We start from the raw sequence: 17,054 nt of genomic DNA, 5'->3' as shown, positions 1-17,054 counted from the left end.
TACTGTGACAGACACCAATCAATTGTTGGCGAAGCTTAACAATATTACCCCCGGTATTCTTACCGCTAGCGATTTCACTCAGCTAACACTCTAACTGCCTGGGATAGGGTGCGCTATAAGCAGCCAGCCCGCTTAGAAGTGGTGAAGAAAGCTCTCAAACTCCTGAAATTTGGTGGATGACGTTAGCGCAGCCCGCCCCTACGGGGGCTACGCCAACGAATAGGATCGCTCGATCTGATTCTTTTCAACAGCGATCGGTAATAAATCTTGTTTATTGCCGATCGCCCACACCTAGAATGAGGGACATCCGTTGATTGCACTCCCGATCTGGCTAGCCATCAGCAGCGCCCGAATAAAACCAGGTTTTTCAGCCACTAAATTTCTGATTTTGAGGAACTTTTTTTGAGACAAAAAAAAGTTAAATTAATCAAATATTTAGGCGATTTTCCTGGTTTTAGCTCAGGTGAATGTATCAGGTACTAGCTAGAGCAATTGTCTTTATTTTGGCAGTGCAAAAATTCTTTGAGGAATTTGATATGGCCAAGGCAGCCAAAGGGTTTGATGCACTATTTCTATCGCTAAGGGTGGGCATTGCCAACCTAAACATAGAGGTAGGTTCCCAGTCCCGGACTATTTACATTACATCCTCTGCCCTTAATGGCTAAAAAGCTCGCAATTCTTACCTAGCTAAAGCTGATTATGGAGAAACTTCGGGGATTAAACTTAGGGATAAAAAATTCTTACCTAAATAAATTTGAATTTCTCCCATGGATCACCGAAGTTTTAATTCTGCCTACTGCCTTCTGCATCTCTAGCCTTCTGCTTTCAAGGTGAATCTACCAGCAAATAGTAAACATTCTCATGGGTATGCGAAATGAGTTCAACTTTTGCCACTAACATGGATTCACAATCTGTTCTCCACAATGCTGGTTCTAAATCTATTGTATTCATTTATTCCGACTTAGATGACTATCAAACTCTCGCGGATGGCGTGCTTCCCGGTGCAGAACTCATCATTTTAGATAAAAATGGTAACGGAGTCGAGCAAATTACTGCGAAACTGCAAACAATTTCTGCTGCTGGGGAAACAGTAGACCAAGTTCACATTTTTTCTCACGGCAATTCTGGCAGCTTGCAGCTAGGTTCTGCAACGCTGAATTCGGATAATTTGCCGCAATATGAAAGCCAGTTGCAAGATTGGCGAAATGCGCTAAGCGACAAAGCAGATATTGTGCTTTATGGTTGCGATGTTGCGGCGGGTTCGGGAAGCGATTTTGTCGATCGCCTGGGCGAGTTAACCGGGGCTGATATTGCGGCATCTAGCGATCGCACTGGCCGCGGTGGTAACTGGAATTTGGAGTTTGCCAAGGGTGATATTGAAGCGCCGCTAGCCTTGACTCCAGAAGCAATGGCTGATTATCAAGGGACTTTAAAGACTATTACCGTTACCAACAATAATGATAGCGGACCCGGTTCCTTGAGAAATGCGATCGCCTCCGCAGCAGCCGACGATACCATTCAATTTGAATCGAGTCTTGCCAGCCAAACAATTACTCTCACTTCCGGTCAACTTGTCATCAACAAAAACTTGACAATAGATGCTGTTGGTGCAGCCAATTTAACCATCAGCGGCAACAATACTTCGCGGGTAATCCGCACAGAAGGTGCAACAAATGTCACTCTAAAAAACCTGATTGTTGCCAACGGCAAAGTTTCTGGAACAGATCCGAATAATGAGACAACTAGCGCCGGTGGCGGCATTCAAACAGGAGGTGGCAGCACTTTAACTTTAGAAAATACCCAAGTCAATAACAATGTCGCCGGTTTTGGTGGCGGCATTTACACGGGTTTCCGCAGCACGACGACTGTAATTAACAGCAAGTTTAGCGGCAATGACGGTTCGCTAGCGGATAATACCGAACGTGGTGGCGGTGCGATCGCCACTAAAAGCGGCGGTGTTTTGACTATCAGAGATAGCGAATTTACCAACAACAAAGGCAGCTACGGCGGAGCTGTTAATAACCTGTTGGGCAGCATGACGATCGAAAACTCTAAATTCACCGGCAACCGCACAGAGAAAGGCGTTGGCGGGGCAGTTTACGTCGATGGCGCTAATGCTTCCGGGCCGAATGCAACCCCCGGTCCCGTTGCCGGAACTATTGCTATTCGCAACAGCGTTTTTGATGGCAATATCGGAGCGAGAGAAGGAGGAGCGGGATTTTTATTTGGCTATCTTCAAGATAAGATAGTTTTGGAAAATAGCACTTTTATTAACAATAAAGCTGTTAAGGATCTAGCAGGAGTTGGAGGTTCTGGAGGCGGAATTCGTCACGGGAATGTGGATCTTACGGTAACAAACTCCACTTTTGCTAATAACCAAGCTGAAGATAATGGGGGCGGTTTGTGGTCGGGAGGCAATGGAAACATCAGCATTGTCAACAGTACATTTTCCGGCAACAGCGCTGCTAAGCAGGGCGGAGGAATGCTTGTCGCTAACAGAGATTCCTTTTCGACTAACATCGTCAATTCGACTTTTGCTAAGAATACCGCTGAATTTTCGGGAGGTATTGCTACTTTTAACGATCCGGTAAAATCGCCAATTACTGTCAAGAATTCGATTTTTGATAGGAATACGGCAAGTAATTCTTTTAAAACTAGGCAGCACACGGGACGGGAGCTCATCGACGGGGGAAACAATCTTCAATTTCCCGCTAAACTGACGACCGGAGATCCTAATGATAGTAATGTTACGGCAAATGTGAGGATCGCAGACCCCTTACTTGGCCCTTTGGAAAATATTAACGGCGCTTTCGTGCTGCCGCTGCTAACAGGAAGTCCGGCAATTGATACCGGTACTGGTGCGGGCGCGCCGGCTGCTGATCAGCGTGGTGTCATTCGCCCTCAAGATGGTGATAATAACGGAAGTGCGATCGTTGATATTGGCGCTTACGAATTTAACGCTACAGTCACGCCGACTCCCACTCCGACGCCAACTCCCACTCCAACTCCGACGCCAACTCCGACGCCAACTCCGACACCGGAACCAACTCCCACGCCCACACCGGAACCAACTCCCACTCCGACACCGGAACCAACTCCCACGCCTACACCCGAACCGACACCCACGCCCACACCCGAACCGACACCCACGCCCACCCCAACTCCGGCGGTAGATGATTGCCTACTCGATAGCCTCAACGCGCCGCAACTAGATCCTGCCAGCATCACCCCCAACCCCGTCCAACAAACTATCAACGGCGGCGACACTACCGATTTCATCATGGGCGGTGGCATCAACGACTCAATTAACGGACAAGCCGGCAACGATACTCTCTACGGCATGGGCGGCAATGACAACATTGACGGCGCAGCAGATAACGACTCAATCTTCGGCAATGAAGGCAGCGATTTCATCTCTGGCGGCGCTGGCAACGATACCATCTACGCTGGCAAAGATCCTGACACTGTTGTCGGCGCCGATGGCGAGGACTTGTTGAGGGGAGATCTCGGCAATGATACAGTTGCCGGCGGCGTTGGCAACGACAGCATTTTCGGCGGTAAAGATGACGATATCTTGCTGGGTGAAGATGGGGACGACTACATTTTAGGCAACTTAGGAAATGACACAATTAATGCCGGAAACGGCAACGATATTGCCTTTGGCAATGAAGGTGCAGACCTGATGTTTGGTGAGGAGGGACTTGACACGCTGTACGGAGGCAAGGAAAACGACAGTCTCGATGGCGGTGAGGGCAACGACTTGCTGTTTGGCGGCAATGAAAACGATGTGCTCTGTGGCGACATCGGTAACGATACCTTGTACGGCGGTAAAGGTAATGATATTCTCAGCGGTGGCAGCGGTGCCGATTTCCTTTCCGGGGATGTTGGGGACGATACATTGACGGGAGGTTCGGGAAATGATGTGTTTTTCCTCAATCAAAGTGTGGGTAGCGACATCATTAATGATTTCCGCAAGGGAGAGGATTTAATTGGGTTGAATTCTGATTTGAGTTTTAATCAACTCAGTATTACTTCCAGCAACAATCAAACTTTGATTACTGTGACAGACACCAATCAATTGTTGGCGAAGCTTAACAATATTACCCCCGGTATTCTTACCGCTAGCGATTTCATTCCTCTGTAGTTATTATACTAAATCCGGTTTGGCTATATCCTCGATCGTTCTGCGTATCCTTCGGCGGTTGAAACCAGGGCAACCACGGGGAAATTGCCCCTACAAAAACGAAGTCCGCCTCTGCAGACTGAGAGATAAAGGGAGTAGTTAAGCCGGATTTAGTATTATACTATATTTCAATAAAAAGTAGTCAAGCATGATAAATATCCTCTAATCTTCTGATGCTATAGCCACACATATTAATCTATTAATCCTAATAAAGCGAACTTGATATTATTGCGTTTTTATACGATCGCACAATTGTCTATCTTCCTCCTTCACATCGGCATTGGTTCGCAGATAATCTCGCACGCGATCGCACGCATAAGCCAGTTCATCGAGTTTGAGAATGCGCTCCACATCCCACAAAATGACAGTACGATCGTCCCCAACAGAAGCAATCTGTTTGCCATCGGGACTAAACGCCACCGCCCACACATTCCCCTCATGTCGGGTTAGCATCGTTATTTCCGTGCCGTCAATTTTCCAGAGTTTGACTGCGCCAGATGCGCCTCCCGCCACCAGCATTTGACCGTCTGAACTGAAATCAACCGCCATCATGCCTCTAGTATTTCCCTTGATGGTTTTCAGCAACGTGCCATCGATCGTCCAAAGTTTAATCGTGTCATCCATGCTCGCACTTGCCAAAGTCCGACCGTCTGGACTGACAGCCACTTCCCAAATTCCACTGCGATGACCTTTCAAAGTCTTGTTCAAGCGACCGTCCAAACTCCACAACCGAACTGTGCCATCTGCACTGACAGAAACCAGCGTGTTTCCGTCGGGGGTAAAGTCCACATCGTAAACCCTAGCCTGATGTCCTGTGAGCGTTTTCAGCAAAGTGCCGTCTGGCTTCCACAGTTTCACGGTTTTGTCGTCGCTGGCAGAAGCGAGGAACTGACCGTCTGGACTGACGGAGACATCCCAAACGCTCGCCCCATGTCCTGTTATGCTTTTCAGCAGCGTCCCGTCGAACTGCCAGAGTTTAATAGTTTTATCTGTACCAGCAAAAGCGAGTACAGGCGAGATATCTTCTTTGGCAAAGCTAGCAGGAGAGACGAAAGCAACCGAGTAAACGGGAGCCTTGTCTTCCGCCCAAGACTTCAGCAACGTACCGTCTTTTGCCCACACTTTGAAGCTGCCATCCGAACCGGCTGAAGCTAACATCTGACTGTCCTGGCTGAAGTCCACATCCCAAATGATGCCGCTATGTCCGTACAGGACTTTCGAGAAAGGGTTTGTCGGGTTCCATAGCCGGACGGTATTGTCGTCGCTGGCGGAGACAGCGATTTGAGTGTTGGGAATAAAGATAACGCCGCGAATTCCAGATTGATGCCCTTTGAGGACTTTCAAAAGCGTCCCGTCCGGCTTCCAGAGGTTGATAGTTCCGTCTGCGCTGGCAGAAGCAATGACATCGCCTGTATCGCTGACGGTAATTTCCAACACTTCCGAACTGTGATCCCTGAGAGTTCGTAGCAGCGTTCCGTCGAGCTGCCAGATTTTAACCGTGTTGTCAGCGCTGGCAGAGAGAATAGCGAGACGTTTTGTGCCGTCACTGTCTGCGAGGAAGGCGAACTTAACGTCCCAAACGGCAGCCGCGTGCCCTTCCAGAGTTCTCACCAGTTTGCCGTCCTTCGTCCAGACCTTGACCGTACCGTCGGTGCTGCTAGAGGCGAGCAGGTTTCCATCCGAACTGAAGGCAAGACCCCAAACCCCACCTTGATGTCCGCTTAGTGTCTCCAGCAGTTTGCCATTAAAGTCCCACAGGCGAATCGTGCTGTCTTCGCTGGCAGTGGCAATGCGATCGCCGCCGGGACTGACGGCCATATCCCATATCGCAGCGCTGTGTCCCTGAAAGGTTTTGAGGAGCTTGCCGTCCCGATCCCACAGATAAATGCTGCCGTTGAGACTGGATGTAACCAGGCGCTGGCTGTCGGGACTGAATTTAAGCCCGAAGACAGCAGCCGGATGTTGCAGGTTGTGAAGCAGCGCACCGTCCCGCTGCCACACCTTGACTGTTCGATCGCCGCCTCCGGTGGCGATGAGTTGGGCGTCTGGGCTGACATCAAGGCCCAGAACCAGGCTGGAATGCCCCGTCAGGCGATTGAATTCTGCCGTTCCGTAGATGGCCTGTTGCAGCACTTGTCGAACTTGCGATCGCAACTGGGGGTCCGAATTAGGGAGGCTGTCGAGCCTGCGTCTGCCTTTGATGGCAGTGACTAGGGCGTCTAATCGCTGTTGGGAGGCGAATTGCCCTGTGGAGGAGATGCTGAGGGCTTGAACTTCGCTGGTGGCGGCGCGGTAATATTGCCAGAGGGCAAAAATGGCGGATGCGATCGCAACTATCAGCAACCCACTCAACGCTGCAATAAACTTGCGCTGTCGCTGTGCTGTCTTTCTTTGATAAGCTACGCGCTTGCGTTCTTCTACCAGTCGTGCTTCGACTTCTTTTAATCGTTCTGCTTCCAGTGCTTGCTGCATTTCCAACTTGTCTAATTCACCAGAAGCGGCTAAAAATTGATAGTCCAAATCGCTCAAACTTTTACCGGGCGCCCAGGATTGAGCGTCTTTCAGCGCTTGTCCGCGCAACAGTCGCGATTCGTCTTGTTGTTTGGAAGCTATCCAAGCATCAAATAGTTGGGAGTAAGGGCGCAGTTGCCCTAAGTGTTTTTCTACCCATTCGAGATTAAATACTTCTTGATAAATTCTGTTTTTTACCTGCAAATATCCTGGCTTTTTTACCACTAAACCCGATAGCAATAGTTCGATTTGATCTCGGCTGTCATCTGTTGGGACGGGCGGGCACGGGGGCATCGCCCCTACGCTTTGTAAAATTTGCTGATAAATACCTAGCAATCTGCCGGCACGTTGTTCGTTGCGAAGGATGCGATCGCAAATTGTCTTTAAATGCTCTGGCTCATCTTGCGATTCCCAGTTATTGATGATGTTTTCTCTCACCACCGTTTCCACAAAAAATCCCTCGGTTCCCGGTGGTATTTTTAAATCACCGCTGTGGGCTTTCCCCGCCCTTTTTACTACTAATTCACATATTTTTTGGGTTAAAAATGGCTGTCCTCCCGTCCAATATAAGATTTCTTTGAGAACTGCCTGCGGATTGGCTATGACATTTTCTAACCCTTTCGTTAATGGTGGCGCTTCTTCTAAGCTAAATCCTGACAAATCGATCGCCACTCCGATATTAAAAGGTGTCCGATTTTTATCGGCGATTAAATCGCTGGGTGTAGCTACTCCGAAAATCGCGAAGGTAATTCGATTGTATTCTGGATTGATAGCTCGTTGATTGTAGCAGAAACGAATCAAGGCGAAAAAATCATCTACGGCAAAATCTAAACTTAAAATACTATCAATCTCATCGACAAATATAATAATTCGCTCCTCCGCAAATCCGGTCAATAAAATATCTTCAATAAATTGACTCAATCTTTGCAGGAGAGAAACTTCTTCTTGTTCTTGCCACCAAGTTTTTAAATTAACTTTTCCTAATAAATTAAAGCTGCGCCACAAATCGCCAACGATTCCTTTGTACCATTGTAAAGGAGTAATGTTTTCGCTACCGATGCGAGTCATGTCGAGCGTGCTGCATTGAAATCCTTCTGCTTGCAATCGGTGCAGGGTGCGAACGAGAAGGGAAGATTTGCCCATTTGCCGGGAATTGAGGACGTAGCAAAACTCGCCTCGTTTTAAGGCATCATAAAGTTCGATATCTGCTTGTCGTTCGACGTATGTAGGCGCATCAGTTGTGAGACTGCCACCAATTTGGTAAGAGTAATCTTTCATAATTGATAGTTCCTGGTTTCGGATAATTTAGCGATCGCCCACGGCATCGCACAAATGTCTGTCCTCTTCCTTCACCTCGGCATTTGTTCGCAGATAATCTCGCACGCGATCGCACGCATAAGCCAGTTCATCGAGTTTGAGAATTCGTTCCACATCCCACAAAATGACAGTGCAATCGTCCCCAACCGAGGCAATCTGTTTGCCATCGGGACTAAACGCAACTCCCCAAACGTTCCCTTCATGTCCAGTTAGCGTCGTGATTTCTGTCCCGTCGGTTTTCCAGAGTTTGAGTGCGCCAGTTGAGCCTCCCCCCACCAGTATTAGACCATCAGGACTGAAATCAACTGCCATCATGCCTCTAGTATTTCCCTTGATGGTTTTGAGCAACGTACCATCGATCGTCCAGATTTTAATCGTGTCATCCCTGCTGGCAGTTGCCAAAGTGCGACCGTCTGGACTGATGGCAACTTCCCAAACAGGGCTGCGATGACCCTCTAGAGTCTTGGAAAACCTACCGTCAAGACTCCACAACCGAGCAGTGCTGTCGCTACTAGCTGAAAGCAGCCTCTGTCCGTCAGGGGTAAAGTCCACATCGTAAACTCTAGCCCGATGCCCTGTGAAAGTTTTCAGCAAAGAGCCGTCTTTGTTCCACAGTTTCACGGTTTTATCGTTGCTAGCAGAAGCCATTAGCCGACCATCTGGACTTGGGGAGATATCCCAAACTCCAGCTTCATGACCTGTTATGGTTTTCAGCAGCGTCCCGTCGAACTGCCAGAATTTAATTGTTTTATCTTCACTAGCGGTAGCAAGGAAAGGTGCGATCGCAGGATTGGTACCAGAGAGGAAAGCAACGGAGCGAACGGCAGCCTTATCTGCGGCAAAAGACTTCAGCAACGTGCCGTCTCGCGCCCACAGTTTGAAGCTGCCATCCGAACCGGCGGAGGCTAGCATTTGACCGTCCGGGCTGAAATCCACATCCCAAATCGTGCCGCCATGTCCGTACAGGACTTTCGAGAAGGGGTTGGTCGGATTCCAAAGTCGAGCGGTATTGTCGTCGCTGGCAGAGACAACCATTTGACTGTTGGGAATAAAGGTAACGCCTCGAATTCCAGATTGATGACCTTTGAGGACTTTTAACAGCGTCCCGTCCGGTTTCCAGAGGTTGATGGTTCCGTCGGCGCTGGTGGAAGCAATCACATCGCCTGCTGTACTGACGGCGATTTCAAACACTTCCGAACTGTGACCGCTAAGAGTTCGTAGCAGGGTTCCGTCGGGTTGCCAGAGTTTGACAGTGTTGTCAGCGCTGGCAGAGATGATGGCGGGACGTTTGGTGCCGCTATTGTCGGCAATTAAAGCGAACTCAACGTCCCAAACGATTGCGCTGTGACCTTCCAGGGTTCTCACCAGTTCACCGTCTAGAGTCCAAACCTTGACCGTATTATCTGTGCTGCTAGAGGCGAGGAGGTTTCCATCCGGGCTAAAGGCAACACCCCAAACTGCACCTTGATGTCCGCTAAGGGTTTTGAGCGGTTTGCCATTAAAGTCCCACAGGCGAATGGTGCTGTCTTCACTGGCGGAGGCGATGCGCTGACCGTCTGGACTCACGGCGATCGCCCAAATCGCAGCCTTTTGTCCCTGAAAGGTTTTGAGCAGTTTGCCTTCCCGACTCCACAGATAAATGTTGCCGTCCACGCTGGATGTTACCAGGCGCTGGCTGTCGGGACTAAAATGAAGGGCGTAGACGCTGCTGATCGTGTGTTGGAGAGTGTGCAGCAAGGTGCCATCCCGTTGCCAGATCTTGGCTGTTTGGTCGCCGCCTCCGGTGGCGATGAGTTGACCGTCTGGGCTGGCATCAACTGCCAGAACCGGGCTGGAATGCCCCAACAGGCGATTGAATTCTGCCGTTCCATAGATGGCTTGTTGCAGGACTTGTCGAACTTGAGAGGGCAACTGGGGGCTGGAATTAGCTAGGCTATCGATCTTGCGTCTGGCTTTGATGGCGCTCACAAGGGCATCTAATCGCTGTTGGGAGGCGAATTGCCCTGCAGATGAGGAGGATAGAGCTTGAATTTCGCTGATCCGGGCTTGCTGCTCGCTGGTGATGGCGTAATGATATTGCCAAAGGGCGAGAATGCCAAAGGCGATCGCAACTATTAGCGCTCCGCTGAGCGCCCCAAGAAATCTTCGCTGCCGCTTCGCTGTCTCTCGCTCTAAAACCAACCGCTTGCGTTCTTCTGCGAGTCTGGCTTCAACTTCTCTGAGCCTCGCCGCTTCCAGCGCTTGCTGCACTTCCAGCCTGTCTAATTCACCAGAAGCGGCTAAAAAGTGATAATCCAAATCGCTCAAACTTTTTCCCTGGGCCCAGTAGGAAGCGTCTTTTAACGATTGTCCGCGCAACAATCGCGATTCATCGGTTTGTTTTGAAGCGATCCAAGCGTTGAAAGCTTGGGAGTAAGGACGCAGTTGCTCTAACTGTTTTTCTACCCATTGTAGGTGAAACACTGCTTGATAAATCGGGTTGCTGACCTTTAAAAAACCTTGTTGCTTTACTACCAAACCTGATAGCAGCAATTCGATCTGCTCTCGACTATCATCCGCTTCATTTTCACCAGATTGTAAGAGGTGTTGATAGATGCCTAAGCTACGTGCAGTGAGTTTTTCGTTGCCAATAATGCGATCGCGAATTGTCTTTAAATGCTCAGGTTCATCTTGCGATTCCCATTTATTGATGATGTTTTCTCTCACCAACGATTCCACAAAAAAACCCTCGGTTCCCGGTGGTATTTTTAAATCACCGCTGTGGGCTTTCCCCGCCCTTTTTACTACTAATTCACATATTTTTTGGGTTAAAAATGGCTGTCCTCCCGTCCAATATAAGATTTCTTTGAGAACTGCCTGCGGATTGGCTATGACATTTTCTAACCCTTTCGTTAATGGTGGCGCTTCTTCTAAGCTAAATCCTGACAAATCGATCGCCACTCCGATATTAAAAGGTGTCCGATTTTTATCGGCGATTAAATCGCTGGGTGTAGCTACTCCGAAAATCGCGAAGGTAATTCGATTGTATTCTGGATTGATAGCTCGTTGATTGTAGCAGAAACGAATCAAGGCGAAAAAATCATCTACGGCAAAATCTAAACTTAAAATACTATCAATCTCATCGACAAATATAATAATTCGCTCCTCCGCAAATCCGGTCAATAAAATATCTTCAATAAATTGACTCAATCTTTGCAGGAGAGAAACTTCTTCTTGTTCTTGCCACCAAGTTTTTAAATTAACTTTTCCTAATAAATTAAAGCTGCGCCACAAATCGCCAACGATTCCTTTGTACCATTGTAAAGGAGTAATGTTTTCGCTACCGATGCGAGTCATGTCGAGCGTGCTGCATTGAAATCCTTCTGCTTGCAATCGGTGCAGGGTGCGAACGAGAAGGGAAGATTTGCCCATTTGCCGGGAATTGAGGACGTAGCAAAACTCGCCTCGTTTTAAGGCATCATAAAGTTCGATATCTGCTTGTCGTTCGACGTATGTAGGCGCATCAGTTGTGAGACTGCCACCAATTTGGTAAGAGTAATCTTTCATAATTGATAGTTCATTGTTTCGGATAATTTAGCGATCGCCCACGGCATCACACAAATGTCTATCTTCCTCCTTCACATCAGCATTTGTTCGCAAATAATTTCCGACCCAATCGCATCCATACTGGAGGAAATCGAGCTGGAAAATTCGCTCTAGATTCCACACAATTGCTGTGGTATCCTGACTGGCTGAAGCGACTAACTTCCCATCAGGGCTAAATGTCACTCCGAATACCCCATCGCTATGTCCTTTTAAGGTTTCAAGCTCTTGACCATCGTACCTCCAAAGTTTAACAGTGCCGTCAAAACTTGCTGAAGCGAGAGTCTTGCCATCGGGGCTAAATGCCACTCCGAATACCCCATTTTTGTGTCCCTTTAAAGCTCTAATTTCTGTACCATCCAACCGCCAAAGTCTCACCATGCTATCCATACCTGCTGAAGCGAGAGTCTTGCCGTCAGGGCTAAATGCCACTCCAGCTACCTGACGGCGATGGCTTGTTAAAGTGTGTAGAAGCTTGTAGCTGGGCTTTCCAAATGCGATCGCATTATCCCACTGCCAAAGTTTGACAGTGCCGTCCACGCTACCAGAGGCAATAACTTGTCCGTCGGGGCTAAATGCCACTCCGTTAATGTAATCGGTATGTCCTTTGAGAGTTACCAATTGGGTGCCGTCAATCCTCCAGACTTTAACTGTTTTGTCCTCACCCACCGAGGCGAGTGACTGCCCGTCTGGATGGAAATCAACCGCGAAAACTCTACCTTGATGTCCAGTAAAAGTCTTGATTAAGGTTCCATCTAGTCGCCACAATCGAACAGTGCCGTCATAACCGCCTGTAGCAATCGTGTCTCCGTTTGGGCTGAAATCTACTCCGAAAACTTTATCAGATTGTTTGGGAAAAGTGCGAATTAAGCTACCATTAAGCCGCCAAAGTTTAACGGTATTATCACGACTGGCGGTGGCAATTGTCTTACCATCAGGACTAAATTTTATGGTGTAAATTGATGCTTGATGTCCGTTAAGAGTCTTAAGCAAACTATCATCAAGTTTCCAAAGTGCGATCGGGCCATCCCAACTGGATGAGGCAAAGATTTTCCCGTCAGGACTCCAAGCCAATCCAGAGACGACATCTTTAGCGACTAACAGGGTTTTTACCAGAGTCCCGTCAAGTTTCCAAAGTTTGACTGTTCTGTCTAGACTTGCCGAGGCAAGCAAACCACCTTGAGGGTTAAAAGCGATTTTGGTCACGGCATCGCTGTGTCCAGTTAGGGTTTGAATTAAAGTTCCATCAAGGTGCCAAAGTTTGACCGTTTTATCCCAACTCGCCGAGGCGATAAAATTTCCTTGAGGGCTGAAGGCAACATTCTTGACTCTATCCGTATGCCCGGTGAGGGTTCCGATCAGTTTACCGTCTGTATTCCAGAGTTTGATGGTTTGATCTTTAGAAGCAGATGCAATGGTTTGACTGTCAGGGCTAAAGGCAACGCTGTCAACTTCATCTGTATGTCCGGTGAGAGTTCTCAGCAGTTTGCCGTCTGTACTCCAGAGTTTAATTGTTTTATCTTTAGAAGCGGAAGCAATAATCTGGTTGTTAGGAGCGATCGCGACTTGTGAAATATTATTGGTATGTCCTTTTAAAGTCTGCCACAAGGTATAACTCGGCTTGACCTTTGGTGAATTTGTAGTATTTTGGCGCCAAAGTTTAACTGTGTTATCCCCAGAACCAGAAGCAATTAGATCGCCTCTGGGGTTAAATACGACTCCCCAAACTGCATTGTTGTGCCCTTGAAGTATTCCTAGTTTTGTACCGTCTTTTTCCCAAAGATCGATGGTTTTATCGGCAGAAGCTGAGGCTATGAGTTCCCCATCAGGGCTGAAAGTTACATCATTAACCACATTGTTATGCCCCGATAAGTGGTTATAGTCTACTGCTCCATAAACAGCTTGATGCAGAGCTTCTTTAACTGAACGTTCGATCTCTGGGTCTACAGCACCTAACTTTTGCAGTTGTCGCTTTCCTCTGATGGCCTCTATGAATGCGTCTAATTTTTGATTTGAGGCGAATAATGCTTCGGAAGATTTGGCGATCGCTTTGATTTCGCTGACAGCAGTTTGCCGATACTGAAAATACACCGCTACCCCCAATGCACAGGCGATAATTAATGCTATAGTTACTACCAAAAGCAAAAATTTTTGCAGCCTTGAACTTTTTTTCTCTACCGCTAACCTTTTTTGTTCTTCTGTTAGTCTGGCTTGAATTTCTTTAGCCCGTTCGGCTTCCAATCCTATCTGAATTTCTCTTCGGTCTAATTCTTCAGAAGCGCCTAAAAACTGATAATCTAAGTCACTCAAACTTTTACCCTGGGCCCAAGCTTGAGCATTTTTCAAGGCCTGTCCGCGCAAAAGTCGGGATTTATCGGTCTGCTTGGAAGTTATCCAAGCATCAAAGGCTTGAGAGTAGGGACGCAAGGAAGCGAGATTTTTTTCTACCCATTTTGTGTTAAATACTTCTTGATAAATGGGGTTTCTTACCTGTAAAAAACCCTGGTATTTTACTACCAAACCAGACAGCAATAGTTCTACCTGTTCTCGCGAGTCATCGGTGGGTACTTCCACTCCTTGTAAGATTTTTTGATAGATGCCTAGTAGTCTTCCAGCACGTTGCTCATTTCTCAGGATGCGATCGCGGATCGTCTTTAAATGCTCTGGTTCGTCTTGAGATTCCCAATTCTGGATGATGTGCGATCGCACAACCGATTCCACAAAAAATCCTTCAGTTCCCGGTGGAATTGTCAGCAGGTCACTGTGAGATTCTCGCGCCGCTATTACTATCAATTGACACAGCTTTTGGCTCAGGAATGGTTGCCCCGAAGTCCAAGCTAATATTGATTTGATAATTGCCTCGGCATTACTAACTACACTCTCTAGCCCTTGACTTAAAGGAGAGGCTTCTTCCCAGGAAAAACCGGGCAAATCTACTGCTTGTCCGATATTAAAAGGTGTCCGATTTTTATCGGCGATTAAATCGCTGGGTGTAGCCACTCCGAAAATCGCGAATGTAATCCGATTGTAGGCGGGATTAATGGCTCGTTGGTTGTAACAATAACGAATCAAGGCAAAAAAGTCATCGACGGGAAAATCTAAGCTTAAAATACTATCAATCTCATCGACAAATATAAAAATTTGCTCGTTAGGGAATTTCGCTAATAATACATCTTCAATAAATTGACTCAATCTTTGCAGGAGAGAAACTTCTTCTTGTTCTTGCCACCAGGTTTTTAAATTAATTTTTCCTACCAGATTGAAACTGCGCCACAAATCCCCAACAATTCCTTTATACCACTGTAAAGGAGTAATGTTTTCGCTACCGATGCGGGTCATGTCGATCGTGCTGCATAGAAATCCTTCGGCTTGCAGTCGGTGCAGGGTGCGAACGAGAAGGGAAGATTTGCCCATTTGCCGGGAATTGAGAACGTAGCAAAACTCGCGTCGTTTTAAGGCTTCATAAAGTTGGATATCTGCTTGTCGTTCGACATAGGTAGGCGCATCACTGGCGAGACTGCCACCAATTTGGTATGTAACCTTGGTCATGCCGTTTATGGATTAATTTAAATGTAAGTATTTAGTGAGTTTATGGAGAGGTGATGATGTGGTGCCATCGCTTCCTTCTAAAATAATTTACGCAAATAAACTCTCAAACCTCGCTCTAAATCAAGTTGTGCGAACCAAAATAGATGCGGTACAACTCGCAGCTTAGCGTACAGCGGTTGTTATCGATATGAATCAGCCCCATACTAAATAATTTAGAAGCCACTATCGGATCTAATTCCACTCCGTGTTCCGATTTTACCACTTGTTTAAGTGCAACCGCAAGTTCGGGATACTCTTGCAATGTTGCCCAAAAACTCCGCAAGTAATCTTTATAAATCCCCGCTATGGTGGGAGCTTCTTGTAGTAGCTGATCTAGGGTTACACTGTTTTGACAGAGGTTGTAAAGAGCTAGCCGCACCAGATAAGGATGTCCCCCCACCATTGCCATCAGTCGCTCGGCATCGGGGCTATCTGTCCAATCGACTCCGTGACGCTGGGCTAAAGCAAGTATCTGCTCTTCTGTAAAATAGGGCAATTGCAGTGGTAAACCGACATTAAAAGGCGATTCAGTGAGCTTTAAAGGAATATAAATTTCTGTGGAGTGAAGAACGATTAACCGCAGTTTTCCCAAAGTTTCAATCCGCTTTGCTTCTTCATGCCAGCTTCGCAGCAGCGGCAAAAATTCTCGGGCAATTTTTGGATACTCAAAAATTCTATTGACTTCATTTAAAGCTAAGACGATAGGGGTACTGATTTCTGCTAATACATATTGTTGCAAATAGATGGTGCAGCTTACTTTGCTACCCATGTCTTCATCCCAATAATCATCTAATAGAGGTGGTAATTCTAGGTGACGGCTGATGTTGGCACAAAACCAGCGTAAAAATTTATCGAGGTTGTCTAAAACAGCTTCCTCGGCTTGCTGAAAATCTAAACTTACAGTTCGATAGTCAAGAGAAGTCCCGCGCTCTAAAATCCTTAGCAGAAGGGAACTTTTTCCCATCTTCCTGGGAGCTTTAATCCGCAGCACACTTCCAGGTTTAGTAATCTCTCGGTAGGCCAGTTCTTCAATTAGCGGGTGATGGATATAGAATGGCGAACCGAGGGGCACGGGAGAGCCGGGAAATTCTAAAGGTGTTGCGAGGCATTGGCTGCGGGTGAATTCTTCAATTAATTCTCGTTCCTCTGTGGTAAGGGAACGTGATTCTACACAAGAGCGGAAATTTGATTTGCTAATAGATGTCTGGAAGATTTGAGAGAGAGATTGCCACAAGGATGAGGCGATGTTTCTCAGGTAATGCTCTCCGTAATGAGAGGCAGATGCGATACTTGTATAAGTCTTTCCTTCCCAAACTTGGCGGAGTATGATTTCTTGTACTGGATATAAATCTTTTTGTAACCGCACACGAGTTAGCTGTAGTACCTCATCTATCGTCATAACTGGTAATAACCATATAAGTGTATCGTTGATATTATCACTTATGATTGAGTGTAAAGCTCAGAGCGATCGCCTATGGGATTGCGACACGATCCTGTTGCGACATTTTTCATGGGGTAATTGGTCAAATAGGTTAAATCTCCGCGAAGAGTATCACTGTCAATAATAAATAATTCCCTCGCGGGGTGGGGGCGGGTGTATTTAACCTGTCTGCACTCTTCAAGGGTACAAGAGTGAACCCACCTCCACAGGTTTTTGAGAATGGTTCTCTTCATTAAGTTAAATCCGTGACATTCGTTAAATCTGGTGATTACCCCGTTGCGTGACTGAGCACTGAGTGTTATAACCTAATTTCTATGGGCGCTGGCGCTCCTACTGGAAAGGGATTTGCGCTCAGTTTTTCTTGATCGTTGGCCAAAATGTCATGCCGGTGTCACAGTTGATAGTGAAGGCAGAATTAAAAATGTGACAGTT

General features: G+C 47.1%; 5 protein-coding genes. 1 reads left to right on the top strand and 4 read right to left on the bottom strand.

Annotation, left to right across the window (positions count from 1 at the left end; genetic code table 11):
- The first annotated feature begins 874 nt into the window (after positions 1–874).
- Positions 875–4,144: a DUF4347 domain-containing protein gene (locus QUA23_RS25110; protein WP_333110564.1), complete on the top strand. Its 3,270-nt coding sequence runs from the start codon at positions 875–877 to the stop codon at positions 4,142–4,144.
- Between the two features lie 264 nt (positions 4,145–4,408).
- Here QUA23_RS25110 and QUA23_RS25105 read toward each other — a convergent pair whose 3' ends face one another.
- The 4 genes from QUA23_RS25105 to QUA23_RS25090 all read right to left on the bottom strand — a co-directional run bounded on the left by QUA23_RS25105 (position 4,409) and on the right by QUA23_RS25090 (position 16,580).
- Positions 4,409–7,972, bottom strand: a complete 3,564-nt coding sequence (locus tag QUA23_RS25105; protein WP_333110561.1) for an AAA-like domain-containing protein — start codon at positions 7,970–7,972, stop codon at positions 4,409–4,411.
- 27 nt (positions 7,973–7,999) lie between these two features.
- The gene (locus tag QUA23_RS25100) at positions 8,000–11,557 is read right to left on the bottom strand and encodes an AAA-like domain-containing protein (RefSeq protein ID WP_333110558.1); all 3,558 of its coding nucleotides are present in this window, start codon (positions 11,555–11,557) and stop codon (positions 8,000–8,002) included.
- A 27-nt stretch (positions 11,558–11,584) separates the two neighbouring features.
- Complete coding sequence (locus QUA23_RS25095) at positions 11,585–15,142, bottom strand: WD40 domain-containing protein (RefSeq protein WP_333076896.1); 3,558 nt, start codon at positions 15,140–15,142, stop codon at positions 11,585–11,587.
- Positions 15,143–15,257: 115 nt separating this feature from the next.
- The gene (locus QUA23_RS25090) at positions 15,258–16,580 is read right to left on the bottom strand and encodes an AAA-like domain-containing protein (protein ID WP_333076895.1); all 1,323 of its coding nucleotides are present in this window, start codon (positions 16,578–16,580) and stop codon (positions 15,258–15,260) included.
- Between the last annotated feature and the right edge of the window lie 474 nt (positions 16,581–17,054).

Source organism: Microcoleus sp. Pol1C5, from assembly GCF_036701115.1.
GTDB lineage: Bacteria > Cyanobacteriota > Cyanobacteriia > Cyanobacteriales > Microcoleaceae > Microcoleus.
Note: the sequence above shows the minus strand (reverse complement) of the source record. Positions and strands in the feature narration are given on the sequence as shown.

Excerpts from the sequence above, each read along its gene's own strand:
- QUA23_RS25110 (WP_333110564.1), top strand. The coding sequence starts at position 875 with ATGAGTTCAACTTTTGCCACTAACATGGATTCACAATCTGTTCTCCAC.
- QUA23_RS25105 (WP_333110561.1), bottom strand. The coding sequence starts at position 7,972 with ATGAAAGATTACTCTTACCAAATTGGTGGCAGTCTCACAACTGATGCG.
- QUA23_RS25100 (WP_333110558.1), bottom strand. The coding sequence starts at position 11,557 with ATGAAAGATTACTCTTACCAAATTGGTGGCAGTCTCACAACTGATGCG.
- QUA23_RS25095 (WP_333076896.1), bottom strand. The coding sequence starts at position 15,142 with ATGACCAAGGTTACATACCAAATTGGTGGCAGTCTCGCCAGTGATGCG.
- QUA23_RS25090 (WP_333076895.1), bottom strand. The coding sequence starts at position 16,580 with ATGACGATAGATGAGGTACTACAGCTAACTCGTGTGCGGTTACAAAAA.